The organism is Limnohabitans sp., from assembly GCF_023910625.1.
GTDB lineage: Bacteria > Pseudomonadota > Gammaproteobacteria > Burkholderiales > Burkholderiaceae_C > Limnohabitans_A.
Window position 1 is genome coordinate 1,712,825 of sequence record NZ_JAAVVW010000003.1, and the last position, 12,962, is coordinate 1,725,786.

The following is a 12,962-nucleotide window of genomic DNA, read 5'->3' on the forward strand; positions in this document are numbered from 1 at the left end:
TTTTTAGCCATTGTTTTGTTCCTGTTCGGTCACCCATCGGACGGCCGTCAACACGTCGACCACCTCGATGTGTTCTTTCATGGGGTAAGTTTGTTCAACGGGTGCCACCAGCAGCTTGCGCGCTGCCCCCAAATCGACGGCCGCCTGGTGGAAGCCTCTGGACACGGTGGGCGCACTGGATCGCTTGATCTCAATGACCCAAGTTTGTTGGTTGCGAAATGTCAGCACCAAGTCGACCTCGGCGCCATTGCTGGTGCGGTAAAAACTGGCTTGGGCGTTGGGGGCTGCGTTCACCAACTGCTCCACCACAAAGCCCTCCCAACTGGAACCGGCCACGGGATGACCGAGCACCGCGTCCAGATTCGACAAACCCAAAAGGGCATGGACCAAACCGCTGTCACGCACATACACCTTGGGCGAGCGAATCAAGCGCTTGCCCACGTTGCCATGCCAAGCGGGCAAGCGCCGCACCAGCATCAAGTCGCACAACAAGTCGATGTAACGGCTCACGGTCTGACCGCTGATGGCCAAGGCCGAAGCCAACTTGGATTGGTCCAGCAGTTCACCCTGGTGGTGCGCCAGCATGGTCCACAAACGCCGCAAGGTGGTGGCGGGGATGCGCGGACCCAGGGCAGGGATGTCTTTTTCCAGATAGGTCGTGATGAACACCTCACGCCACGTTGTGCTGTCGGCATCAGACGCCGCCAGCCACGACAAGGGAAAGCCCCCACGCACCCACAAAGCGTTCAAGTCGGCCATGCTGGCCTGGGTGCCAAAAATCTCTGAGGCCTGCAGCGCGGGCAACTCGACATAAGCCACACGACCGGCCAGGCTTTCGCTGGACTGCTGCAACAACACCCCTGTGGCCGAGCCCAACAGCAAAAACTGCCCGCTGAGTTGGTTCATGCGACGCCGCTGGTCAATCACACCGCGCAAAATGCTGAACAACTCGGGCATGCGCTGCACCTCGTCCAGGATCACCAGCTGTTGCGCATGGACCATCAAAAAGGCTTCCGGATCGTCCAGCTGCCGCTGAGCAGAGGGCAACTCCAGGTCCAGATACAAGGCGTTGGGGTAAAACTCCTTTTGAGCAAACGCCAAAGTAGTTTTACCCGCCTGGCGCGGCCCGAGCAAACCCACCGCAGGAAATTGCTGCAGCAGGCGAAGGAGTTTCAGTTGGGACTGACGGGGGTACATCCATGCATTTTATCCAAACAATGGAATAAATACATGGTTAATTTACTAAAAGACCCAAAAACCTGTTTTCAGGTGAGGACTCCCGTTAACGCCTCAGTGCGGTCCCACATCCAGCTTTTTCCAGCCTTCAGCCCCCAGTTTGTCCAGGGTCTCGATGTTGGTCTCGTAAATCATCTCGGCTTCTGGAAAGGCCTCCACCGCGCGGTCGATGCTGTCCTCGCGCAGCAGGTGCAGCGTGGGGTAAGGCGAGCGGTTGGTGAAGTTGCCGATATCGTCCGGCTCGGTGTCGGCGAACTGGAATTGCGGGTGGAAACTGGCCACCTGAAACACACCTTCCATGTCCAGCTCTTGCAGCACAGCATCGGCCTCGTCCAGAAAGTCGTTGAACTCCAGAAAATCCTGCAGCATCTGCGGCACGATCAAGAGCACGGTCTCGCGCTCTTCAGCAGGCATCTCAGCCAGCGCCTGCAACTGTTCGATCAGCTCATCACGCAAGCCTTCGAGGCCCTTGGCCTCGCTCAGCACGTAATGGATCTGGCCCTTGACGTGTGGGGCTTTGGCAAAGGGGCACAGGTTCAGGCCAATCACGGCGCGCTCAAGCCAGCGCACGGTGTCGGCAATTTCGGGGGTGTTCAAGTCGGTCATGGGCGAGATTGTGCCTGTTGACACGGGACCTGATGAGGAAGACTCATCCTCGGGCAAGCAGCCCAGGTGTTGTCGTTTTTAAATGCACGCCACCCTGCCTGCTGGCAGCGATGGCGGTCAGATATTCCGCTGCAGAGAAATGCACAAGGGAGACTTCTGTCTTTTTGCGCCCGGGTTTGCCGTGGCTGGAAGATCGCCCACTCATGCGTCCCCCTCCAATTCGCGTTCGATTTCCTCGATGGTCGGCAGGCTGCTTTCCAGACTCTCGGGGAGTGCTCGGGTGAGCTCGAAACTGGAAACACCTATGGGCTTGTCCATGCCGCGCAGCGCATATTCCGCCAGCACTCGGTTAGGTTGCTGGCAAAGAATCAGCCCGATGGTGGGTCTGTCGCTTTCATGGCGCAGCCGATCATCCACCACGCTGCAATAGAAATTCATCTTTCCCGCATATTCAGGCTTGAAATCACCGCGCTTGAGGTCAATCACCACATAGCAACGCAACTTCAAGTGATAAAAAAGCAAGTCGACATAAAAATCCGATAAAGCAACTTCTTTTCTGTAAATTCCACGAACTGGTTCTGCGCTGTTGCGCAATGCGCCGAATCAGGGCTTCATGGTCAGATAGATTTTTGCAGTCATCCACTCCTCATCTTGTTCTGCCAGGATGGCGCTCACCAGTCGCAGGCAGCTCGCTGAATTGGGGAACAAGGTGGCGACCCGTGTTCTACGTTTGATCTCCTTGTTCAGGCGCTCCACCCCATTGGTCGTGCGCATGCGCACCCGGTGCTCGGGCGGCAAGCCAAAAACCGCAAAGCCTTCAGCCAAATTCTCTTCAGCCCACGTTGCCAGTTTGGGGTGCTCTTTACGCCAGCCCTCCAGCGCCAAGCTCAGCAAGCGGTTCGCTTCGTTGACGTCCGGTGCGTTGAAGATCGAACGAATCGTGCGCGCCACGGGCGCGCGTTGATCGAGTTTGGAAACATAGCCTTGCGCGTTGTGCTGCAGGTGAAACTGGCATCTCTGCCATGGAACGCCAGCAAACATGGCTTTGCGTGCCGCCTTCAAGCCCGCATGGTCATCGCTGGCAATGAACTTGACCCCACGTAGGCCGCGCTTGATCAAACTGTCCAGAAACTCGCGCCAGTGCACTTCAGCCTCGGACAGCGCTACCGATACACCCAACACGCGTCTGTGACCGCTGGCGGTGACGCCCACGGCCACCAATACGGCGCAGTCCACCACTTGGCCTGCTTCACGTACGCGCTCATAGCGCGCATCCAGTAGCACGTAGGGTGTCTCCTCCAGCGGGCGGTTGCGCCAGGCTTCAAGTCCGATATCCAACTTCTCGGCGCAACGGCTGATCTGGCTCGAGGAGATGCTGACCTCAGGCCCCACCAGCTTTTGCAGCACTTCGATCACCTTGCGGGTGGACACGCCTTGGACATACATCTCGGCCAGCGCCAGATTGACGGACTGCTCCGAGCGACTACCGCGCTCCAGGGCGCTGGGGTAAAAACCTAAAAATCCTGATCGCCGACATCGAGATGGTATTGACGTCCAACGAAGGCAAAGCCCTGCCCCAGCTCAAGCAAAAACTTTTCCAGATGTTCGATGAGGCCGGTTTCCAGTTCGCGCTCATGAAAGCCGGACTCCAGCGTCAGAAAGTCAAACAGATAGGGGTCTTTCAGGGTTTGCTGCACCAGGTCTGAATCGGGCAACGGAAGCCGCCTGTCAAAGTTGGTGGTGGCTCGCCCTTGGCGCTGATGCGCGGCCACTTCGATCTGCATGACCAAAATGTTGCGGCCCCAGCCATTGGCCAGGCAGGCCTGCATGTACCAATGGCGGGTGGGCAGGTCCTTGACCTTGGCCATGAGCTCGGTGTGGTGCCCCCAGGGAATGGACTGAACCAAGTCAGCCGGGAAAAGTGCCGCAGCCTGTGGCACTTTTTCCCCGGGATCAATTTGTGCCACAGCTTGTGGCACAAATTCCAAGTAAGGATATTCGCGGTAAAAAGCCAGCATCCGTTTGATGTTGCGCTCGGAAAAGCCCTTTTCCTCCGGCAATTCGTTGTGCAAATCACGCGCCAAACGCGGAATCACCCCAGCCCCCCAGCCTTCTTGCTGTTGGCGAGCGTGAATCAAAGCGCCGATGTCCCAATACAGGCGAATGAGCTCGGCATTGACGGCCAACACAGCCCGCGTTTGCCCATGGCGCACGCGTTGCTTGATGTCGCCGAGCAGTGAAGCGTAATCAGCGGAGACGAGAGGGGCGGGTTGGTCAGTCATTGAAAACGGCTTCAAGCAGGCGTGAGTTTGATGAACTTAATACGCACAACGCACATGAAAAATGGAGGTGATTTCTTGTCAAATTCCTTGAGTAGTAAAAATCTCATCAAGCTGCGGGTTGCTGTTAATCAGCAGCAGCTTTTTGATAGTGGCGGCCTTGTTGATCTCCAGGCGCACGAAATGATCGCCACCAGCCGAAGACTGCTTGCGGATCAGTTGGATGCGCCCGAATAGCCCGCCGTGCTTTTCCGCAAACTTCGCCAGACCCACTGCTTTCTCAAAGTTATCGCTAAGACTCGGGTCGTGGGGCTCAAGAATGTCGATGACCAGTTCGCTGCCGACTTTACGCACCACGACCAAATCCGGAAACATTGGTCGCACATCACCGCCGGTCTCATACGGAACCTCCAGCGACCACGGCTTACGGTCCAGATTGCGCAACCAGCCGACCACTTCAGGCTTAGCCAGTTCTTCCTTCAACACCTCCGCTTCCCAACTGCCCAGCTCGGCACGGAACTGACCGTTCCCTTCCACATAAAGATGGCGCTCCCAGAGGGGATCGGTCGGCAGTCGCTTGAAGTCGATGGATGCCGGTAATTGCCATGGCACTTCGTTGGGCTTGGCCGTAGCCAGCCGCAACTTCTCGTAGTTGATGCGCCGCTGCTCCTTGAGTTTGTAGATGGCCTTCTTGTGCTGATCGTAAAGACCATCGAAGGCTTTCTCTGCCAACGATTCCAGCACTGCCATTTCTGCCGCGTTGCGCGCCAGGACGATGGCCTCAACCTTGACTTCCAACGCATCCCGATCTGAGTGGGCGCGCCAATACTCCATTTGCAAACCATGGCTAAAGGAACGTCCGGCCTCTTCGAACAGCCGATCAATGTCCACGTCCGAGGCATCAATGTGATAGTCCGCAGTCGGCTCAGCTACGCCCGTTCCGTTGTTGACAGCCAAGGTCCGCAGGCCAACCTGTGTGATCGCTTTGGCCGCCGCATCGAACTGGCCTGTGGCCTTGACAGCTGCGATGCGTCGCCCCATCCACTCAACAATCTGCTGCTTGGCTTGGCCCCAGACATCGTCATCAATCTCATCGATCGTCAAACTACGAGAGACGGCCATATACCGACGCAACGGACTTTGTGCCCGAGCGGCATTCACACGGTAAGTGATCAATTCGTCGAGAGCCGCAAAGATGAACTCGCAGCCCTCACGCCGCTTGAGGACCACCAAATTGCGGCTGGACCCTGTTTCGGCGGGCGGCACATCTTCCGCGTTGTGAAGCGAAGCCACCACGCTTTCCACGGCCTCTGTATCAAAATAAGGCAAAAACAGATGCACATCGTTGAGCGCGGCATCCTTTTCGATACGGCGTGCCAGCGGTGTGCGCACCATTCGGCCCAGTAACTGGGCGATGTAGGTGTGATCCTCCGCACGGCGGAACGACATCATCACCTCGGCGCGCGGGCAATCCCAGCCGGTGGACAGGCTGGTCTTGAAGAACACCACACCGATGTTTTTGTCCGCGTCAATTCGTGAGGCTTCCACCTTGCGCACGCGGCGACCGCCCACGTCTATGTCGCCCGTGTCGTGCATCGCGTGGGCGATTTCGCCTTCCTGCAGGCGACGGCCAATGGCGCTCTCGATCACGGTCAGCGCCGCGCCGAGATCTGTCTTGGTAAGTTGTCGATCAGACCCGTTTTCGACCTGAACCACCAGCACCGGCCAGATGGTTTGCTCTTTTTCTTCATGGCAGTACGCGCCCCAGGCGGCCGTCATCTGCCCCCAGCGCCGGGCAGCCTCCTCCAGTAGCGCCATCTCGGCTGTTGTGGCAGATTCCGGGTGGTGGATCAGAATGCGGTCTTTCAGCAGACCGGACTTGCGCACTTCTTCTGCGGGAACCGCCACCTTGTGAGTGGTCACGGTGTGCTCGGCATTCGCAATCAAATCCAGGAATCGTTTCGGCGTGGCCGACACCCCAATCACCATCGGCATCTTGACCAAGCCGACCTCGGGGTAACCCAACAAGAAGCGCTGCATCAAGGTCTGCGCCGCCTGCGCCCCCTTACCCGAAGTCATGCCGCGGTGCGCCTCGTCGATCACCACATAAAAGCTGTCGGGAATAGCGCGCGCGGTGTTGGTCAGCGTTTCCCAGATCAGATGCGCACGGCCATCGCCACGGTTGGTCAGCGGCTGATTGACGGCCAGCTTCTGCGTGTTGATGAAATAGATGCGCCCGCCATCCAGTCGGGGCGCGTCAAAATGCGCATCAATGGTGATGAGCTGATTGACCCGGTACACCTTGTCCGACTTGCTCTCGATCTTGAGCTTGGTCTGTTCGTTGAGCTCAGGCATGTCCGACACCCACAGGATCACGGCATCCGGTTGCGGCGCCCAATCCAGCGGCCAAGCCAACTGGTCATCGGGCTCATCCAGAATGGCCTCGAACAACGCCGTCATCATGATGGTCTTGCCGCTGCCCGTAGCGGCCGAGAAGGCCACGACTTGCTGGTTATCCGGCGACACACTCTTACGGGCACTGACCAACGCATCGCGCAGTTTGCCCAGCGCGTCTTTCTGAAAATCGAACAGCGTGACCTTCATGCCCGCGCTCCCTGTGTGTCGGTGTGACCGGCAGCGCGGTCTTGGTTCTTGTTGATCATGAAATTGAGCAAGTAATCGCGGTACAACTGCACCACCTGCAAGCCGGGGTTTGCCTTGCCCGCCACCTCGCGCACGTCCTGCGCCATGGTTTTGAAGGATTCATCCGCGTCGGAGACGATGAACACCTGCGACAAGCCGGTGCGCCCATCAAGCGTCTTCAGCAAACGGCCCATGCGGGTTTCATCCAGCAACACCACGAAATTGCTGCATTCCGGCGCAAACAGCACCGGCTCCGGCTCGCCGCGCTTCAGCTCGGGTCGCGGACCTACGGCACCAGCCTTCAGCCACAGCAGCGGCAGGATTTCGTGGAAGGCGCGGCGCAGCGACACGCGTTCGCGCTCCAGAAAATCCAGCTTGAAGTACGTGAGGTTGGAGGCAAAGCCCGCGCTCATCGGGCGCTTTTCTTCCTCCTGCACCAGTATCGGCCCGAGCAACTCCACCACCAGAGCCTTCAACTGGTCGAACACGCGCTTGACAGGTGTGACGATATAGAAGTCGGTGATGTGCTCTTGTCCGTCGAGTGCCTCAAGCCAATCTTCTGCGGCTGCCGGGTCAAACAGCACAGTGGCCTTGTGGTCCTCCGACACGATGAAGGGGCACGGATCTTTCACCAGCGTCTGCGGCAGGCCGTCGATCAGCGCTACAACCTGCTTTTTCTTTGCAGGGGTATTGAGCTGGGCCGGATCGACAAAACCGATCTGCGTGAAGCTGCGCGCTTTCTCACGCTCCACGGTTTTGCCGGTCAGGTATTCGCCGGTCAGCAGCGAGCCGTCGTCGCGATGGCCCAGGATGGTGTACTTGCTGCGCGGCCAGGTCACCGAACGGCAGATGCCTTGGGCCTCCCACTCGGCATCGCCGGTTTGCAGGCCACGGGCGCCCAGTGCCGCAGCCTCCTCGGCGGAGACTTCGTTGTTGGTGACCAGGATGCAGCGCCGCTGCCCACCATCGGTGGCGTTGAGCAGGTTGACGGCATTGAGGGTAGTGCCGCTGCCCGCGAAAAAATCCAGGACGAGTGCTTTTTGATTGTTGCCTAAGATGGTGGAGAGGGTGTCTTTAACGGCATAAAGTGACTTGGGAAACTCAAAAGCTCGATTTCCAAGCACTTGCCGAATTAAGCCGGAGCCGTATGTACCGGCGTCGTGCAGAGTACGGTGCCAGACAGTTTTAGCGCGCTTGGGCGCATCCGATTGGTCTGCGTATTCAAGAACCGCAGGCCCGCCCTCCCACTCATACCCTGTAACAAGCAACTCACCACGCTCGATCTCTGAAATGGGGCCTCTCTTAAGATAGTTGACTGACCAACTGATTCGATCCTCATCAAAGCGTCCGATCTTCACGAATCCCTTGCGCTTGAGCTCAAGCAACTTGCTGGGCTTCACTTGCCATGTCCCCAGTGATCCATCTGATCTGATTGGCCATGCCTCTGCCTTAGTCCTGCTCGGATTGAATGCATTGGCTTGTTGACGAGTGAAATCGCCGCGAGTGATTTTTTCCTCGACAGTCTCCCCCACCCCAAGAATTTCCCCAGTCTCAGGATTGAGAAAAATTGGATAAACAAGCCCAGGACGATTAAACGGCGCTGCGTTGGTACCGCGGCGAAGCAAACTTGCCCACGGAGTTTTCTTCTTGGTGCTGGTATCGCTATTCAGAAAATCGGCGGGAGTCGGTACGGCTGATGCTCTACCCAAATAGACGTAATGTGCATACTCCTCAACACGGGCCAGCCCTTGCTTGGCCACGCCTCGCGCAGTAATAACAATCGTAGCCATCTGACGGTATGCCTCCGGAAATTCCCGTTCCAGCAGCATCCCAAGGTGATGTACCTCATGTTCGTCAATCGTGACGATCAGCACGCCGGTGTCCGGCTTGAGTAGCCGCTTGGCCAGCTTTAGCCGCTTTTCCATGAAGGCGAGCCATTTGCTGTGCCGCCAGCCATCGTTGCCGTCAACGTAGTCGTTGTTGTATTTCCAGTCGCGGGCGCCGGTGTTGTAGGGTGGGTCGATGTAGATGCAATCCACCTGACCGGCATACAGGTAATCCAGCAGCTGTAACGCGTGGTAGTTGTCGGCCTCGATCAGCGTGTGCCAGGGGGCATCTGCCGGGCCGTTGGCCACGGAATCTACAGGCACTAGCGCGGGGAAGATCGGCTCGCCAAACTCCCGCACCACCAGCAGTTCATCCACCGGTAACTGCGCCGGCTCTGCCGCTGCGCGGGTCGGTTCGCTAGGGTGCGTCTCGTTGCTGGGTTTAATGCAGGTGGCCAAGCCCGCGTGGATGGACTTGATTTGCCAAACATCTTTCAGCGCACCCTGACGGAGACAGACCAAATCGCCTTTACGTGGCTTGGCACCATGCAGCGGCAACAACTCGGGCAGGTGGTCTTCAAACACCAAGCCAAATTTCTTTTCTCTGGCAGCATTCGCCCATTCGGCAACCAGGCGCTCGCGCAGGCGTGAATCGCTTATTTGAGCGATGAGGTCATGGATAGCAGACAAGTTTTCTCCTTTGATGCGCCTGATTTTCTAAACGGCAGAACACTCATCGTTTTAACAATTTAGCAATATTGGCATGTATGTAACTGGATCAGTATTCACTCACAGATCAAGCCAGCAATTTGCCCACTCACGTAACTCGTCCTCGATTGTAGAGATTGAAACACGTTAGGTTTAACGGTTGGCACTACCAGCAAGACAGACCACTCACAATTTTCGCCCAGCAGCCCAAGCCAGCACCGCACCCACCACACAACACCCCACCGTGACCAGCGGGGTGAGCTGCCAGCCGCCTGCCCGCGCTGCTACGGCCGCCACCACGGGCGGCCCCACAAACTGGCCCAGCGCCGACAACTGCTGCACCCAGCCCACAGTGGTGGCCACTTGTTGCTCGCCCGGGGCCATACGCACCGCCAGGCTGAACAGCGTGCCCGGCACCAAACCACCCATGCCCGAGAACAACAGCACCCCGGCATAACGCAACCAGGGCTGGCCTTCGGTAAAGGCGGCAAATGCCACCGTGCTGCCCAGCGCCATCGCGCCAAAGCCCAGCCACAGCGTGCTGCGGGGAGCCCAGCCGCGCTGCAGCAAGCGGCCCGAAGCCATATTGCCCACGATGTTGACGGCCGCCGCCAAGGCTGTGAGCACGCCCAGCAGCGCACCGCTCACGCCTGCAGCGGAGTAAATGGACGGCAAGAAACCCACCACTGCCAGCCACTGGCCCGAATACATGCCAAAGGTGAGGGCCACAAGCCAAGGGCCACGGGCGCTCAAGGTACGGTGCAGGCGCTGCCAGGCGCCAAGCCCCGCTGCGGCGGTGAGGGCCATGGGATCGGCGGGCACGCTGCGCCACAACCACGCGGCCATGGCCAGCGACACGGCGGCAAACAACCACCACCAAGCGCCCCAGCCCCAGACGGGGATGAACAGCGGCCCAGCCAGCAAAGCCAGCGCCGTTCCGGTGGGCATGTACGCGCCCCACACGCCCAGCATGCCGGGCAGTTGCGCAGGCGGCACCAGGCGGCGAATCAAGGCCGGTGCAGGCAAAGCCACCAACAAAAAGCCTAGGCCTTCGAGGGCCCGCAGCGCCAGCAAGGCGGCAACCGAAGTGGCGCAAGCGCCCAAACCACTGGCCAGCGTCAGCAGGCACAGGCCGCGCACCATGCTGCGCCGCAGGCCCATGCCGTCGGCCAGCAGGCCCATGAACACCGCCAGACTCATGCCAGCGATTTGCACCATGGACAAGAGGAAACCGGACTGCACCAGCGTCAGGCCCAGCTCGGCCTGCAGGGCGGGCAAGGCGGGCGGCAGTTTGCCCACCTGCAAGGCCGCCACACCCCCGGCCAGCACGACGATCCAAGCGGCGCGTTGAGCTGGCAAAGAACTCACAGCAACTTGCGCCCCGTCAGGCGCTCATGTTCACGCAGGGCAAAGCGGTCGGTCATGCCGGCAATGTAGTCGGCCACCGAGCGGTGCAGGTTGGCGTTGGCGGCGAAGTCGGCGGGCATTTCCGCTGGTTGACTCACGTAGGCAGCAAACAACTCGCGCACCACCTGCTGCGCCTGCCCGGTGGTGTGCATGACTTGCGGGTGGCGGTAGAGCTGAGCGAACAAAAACTTTTTGAGTTCGCTGCTGCGTGTTTTCATCCCAGAGCTGAAAGCCACCAACGGCCCGGCCAAACGGGCTTCGGCCAGCGTGAGCACACCCGCCTGAGCCACAGCCTGCCGCGTGGTGTCGATCACGTCGTACACCTGGTCGCTCAGCATGCGGCGGATGGTTTCGTACAGAACGCGTCGGGGCTTTTCAGACAAATACGGATACTCGTCTAACGTCTGCTGGTGGTAGTGCGCAAACAGTTCCACCTGCAGCAGTTGTTCAATGCCGATCAGACCCGAGCGCACACCGTCGTCGATGTCGTGCGCGTTGTAGGCAATGGCGTCGGCCAGGTTGCACAGCTGCGCCTCCAGGCTGGGTTGGGTGCGGTCGATGAAACGCCGCCCCACGCCTCCAGGTTCCGTCTGCTCCAGATGCTCGGCATTGGCCCGCGAGCAGTGTTTGAGCACACCTTCGCGGGTTTCAAAGCTCAGGTTCAGTCCGTCAAACGAGGGGTAGCGTTCTTCGAGTTGGTCGACCACACGCAGGCTTTGCAGGTTGTGCTCAAAGCCGCCGTGCTCGGCCATGCACTCATTCAACGTGTCCTGCCCGGCGTGTCCGAAAGGCGTGTGGCCCAGGTCGTGCGCCAGCGCAATGGCTTCCACCAAATCCTCGTTCAGGCCCAAGGCCCTTGCAATCGAACGGCCCAACTGCGCGACTTCGAGCGAGTGCGTCAGCCGCGTGCGGAACAAATCGCCCTCGTGGTTCAGAAAGACTTGCGTTTTGTAAACCAGCCGTCTGAATGCGGTGGAGTGCACGATGCGGTCGCGGTCACGTTGAAAAGCATTGCGCGTGGGCGCTGGGGCTTCAGCAAACCGTCGCCCCCGGGTTTGCGCCGGGTCGCAGGCCAAGGCAGACAGGCTGGACTGCGAACCGATCGAGGACGCAAGGGACTCGGCGTACATGGCCATCAAGCGCAGCAGGCGTTGATCACCTCGCGCACCATCGCATCAGGCGCGCCGCAAACAGCGGCTTTGCCAGGCCCGTCGATCACCACAAACTGGATATCGCCGCCAATGGCTTTCTTGTCCAACCGCATGTGTTCGATGTAATGGCCTGCGTTGTCGGCCGCATCAATCACCGGGCCGCGCACCGGCAATCCCGCACGCTCGATGATGGCGCGCAGGCGCGCCACAAAAGCGGCATCGACCTTGCCCAAACGCTGCGACAGCTCGGCGGCCATGACCATGCCGCAGCCCACGGCCTCGCCGTGCAGCCAGACGCCAAAGCCCAAACCGGCTTCGATGGCGTGGCCAAACGTGTGGCCAAAGTTGAGGATGGCGCGCAGGCCCGCTTCGCGCTCGTCTTGCCCCACCACCCAGGCCTTGATCTCGCAGCTGCGCTTGACGGCATGCGCCATCGCCGCCGGGTCTTGCGCCATCAAGGCGTCGATGTTCGCCTCGATCCAATCGAGGAAAGCCATGTCGGCAATCGGGCCGTATTTGATGACTTCGGCCAGGCCCGCGCTCAACTCGCGCGAGGGCAAAGTGACCAGCGTGTTCAGGTCGCACACCACCCGCACGGGTTGGTAGAACGAACCGATCATGTTTTTGCCCAGCGGGTGGTTGATGGCGGTTTTGCCGCCCACCGACGAGTCGACCTGCGACAAAAGCGTGGTCGGCACCTGCACAAAAGGCACGCCGCGCATGTAGCTGGCGGCGGCAAAGCCCGTCATGTCGCCCACCACACCGCCGCCCAAGGCAAACAGCACGGTTTTGCGGTCGCAACCGTGGCCCAGCAGCGCGTCAAAAATCAAGTTCAGGGTCGGCCAGTCTTTGTGCGCCTCACCGTCGGGCAGCACCACGGTGTGCACTTGTTTGTAGTGCGGGGCCATGGCGCTGCGCAACGCGGCTTCGTACAGCGGGGCAATCGTGTCGTTGGTCACGATCATCGCGGTCTGCGCCTTGGGCAAACCGGCCCAGGCTTCAGGGCGGCTCAGCAGGCCTTGGCCAATCTGGATGTCGTAACTGCGGTCGTCCAGTGAAATGGCGACCGTTTGGAGAGGGCGTGTGGACTCTGACATAGACCACAA

Annotated in this window: 9 protein-coding genes and 1 pseudogene; all 10 read right to left on the bottom strand. The window is 59.4% G+C overall.

What is annotated here, in order from left to right; genetic code table 11:
* Positions 1–3: 3 nt before the first annotated feature.
* Entirely contained in the window at positions 4–1,197 is a 1,194-nt protein-coding gene (locus tag HEQ17_RS11565; protein WP_296292885.1) for an ATP-binding protein, read from the bottom strand.
* A gap of 93 nt (positions 1,198–1,290) precedes the next feature.
* Positions 1,291–1,842, bottom strand: coding sequence for a DUF1415 domain-containing protein (locus HEQ17_RS11570; RefSeq protein ID WP_296292886.1), 552 nt, complete (start codon positions 1,840–1,842; stop codon positions 1,291–1,293).
* A 201-nt stretch (positions 1,843–2,043) separates the two neighbouring features.
* The gene (locus HEQ17_RS11575; protein ID WP_296292887.1) at positions 2,044–2,436 is read right to left on the bottom strand and encodes a PDDEXK nuclease domain-containing protein; all 393 of its coding nucleotides are present in this window, start codon (positions 2,434–2,436) and stop codon (positions 2,044–2,046) included.
* A gap of 9 nt (positions 2,437–2,445) precedes the next feature.
* Positions 2,446–3,354 (bottom strand): annotated as a pseudogene (locus HEQ17_RS11580) (IS256 family transposase); the annotation flags it as partial.
* Positions 3,355–3,356: 2 nt separating this feature from the next.
* Positions 3,357–4,124 carry a PDDEXK nuclease domain-containing protein gene (locus HEQ17_RS11585; RefSeq protein ID WP_296292888.1) on the bottom strand — a complete coding sequence of 256 codons (768 nt, stop codon included), beginning with the start codon at positions 4,122–4,124 and terminating at the stop codon, positions 3,357–3,359.
* A gap of 78 nt (positions 4,125–4,202) precedes the next feature.
* On the bottom strand, positions 4,203–6,725 hold the full coding sequence (locus tag HEQ17_RS11590; protein WP_296292889.1) for a DEAD/DEAH box helicase family protein: 2,523 nt from the start codon (positions 6,723–6,725) through the stop codon (positions 4,203–4,205).
* The gene (locus HEQ17_RS11595) at positions 6,722–9,280 is read right to left on the bottom strand and encodes a site-specific DNA-methyltransferase (protein ID WP_296292890.1); all 2,559 of its coding nucleotides are present in this window, start codon (positions 9,278–9,280) and stop codon (positions 6,722–6,724) included. Before HEQ17_RS11595 ends, HEQ17_RS11590 begins: the two co-directional genes overlap by 4 nt.
* A gap of 204 nt (positions 9,281–9,484) precedes the next feature.
* On the bottom strand, positions 9,485–10,666 hold the full coding sequence (locus HEQ17_RS11600) for a CynX/NimT family MFS transporter (protein WP_296292891.1): 1,182 nt from the start codon (positions 10,664–10,666) through the stop codon (positions 9,485–9,487).
* A complete protein-coding gene (locus HEQ17_RS11605) occupies positions 10,663–11,835 on the bottom strand; it encodes a deoxyguanosinetriphosphate triphosphohydrolase (protein WP_296292892.1) in 1,173 nt (390 codons plus the stop codon). Before HEQ17_RS11605 ends, HEQ17_RS11600 begins: the two co-directional genes overlap by 4 nt.
* Before the next feature lie 5 nt (positions 11,836–11,840).
* A complete protein-coding gene (gene aroB, locus HEQ17_RS11610; RefSeq protein WP_296292893.1) occupies positions 11,841–12,953 on the bottom strand; it encodes a 3-dehydroquinate synthase in 1,113 nt (370 codons plus the stop codon).
* Between the last annotated feature and the right edge of the window lie 9 nt (positions 12,954–12,962).

What these genes read in the sequence shown, in the direction of transcription:
- HEQ17_RS11565 (WP_296292885.1), bottom strand. Translation starts at nt 1,197, where the DNA reads ATGTACCCCCGTCAGTCCCAACTGAAACTCCTTCGCCTGCTGCAGCAA.
- HEQ17_RS11570 (WP_296292886.1), bottom strand. Translation starts at nt 1,842, where the DNA reads ATGACCGACTTGAACACCCCCGAAATTGCCGACACCGTGCGCTGGCTT.
- HEQ17_RS11585 (WP_296292888.1), bottom strand. Translation starts at nt 4,124, where the DNA reads ATGACTGACCAACCCGCCCCTCTCGTCTCCGCTGATTACGCTTCACTG.
- HEQ17_RS11590 (WP_296292889.1), bottom strand. Translation starts at nt 6,725, where the DNA reads ATGAAGGTCACGCTGTTCGATTTTCAGAAAGACGCGCTGGGCAAACTG.
- HEQ17_RS11605 (WP_296292892.1), bottom strand. Translation starts at nt 11,835, where the DNA reads ATGTACGCCGAGTCCCTTGCGTCCTCGATCGGTTCGCAGTCCAGCCTG.
- aroB (WP_296292893.1), bottom strand. Translation starts at nt 12,953, where the DNA reads ATGTCAGAGTCCACACGCCCTCTCCAAACGGTCGCCATTTCACTGGAC.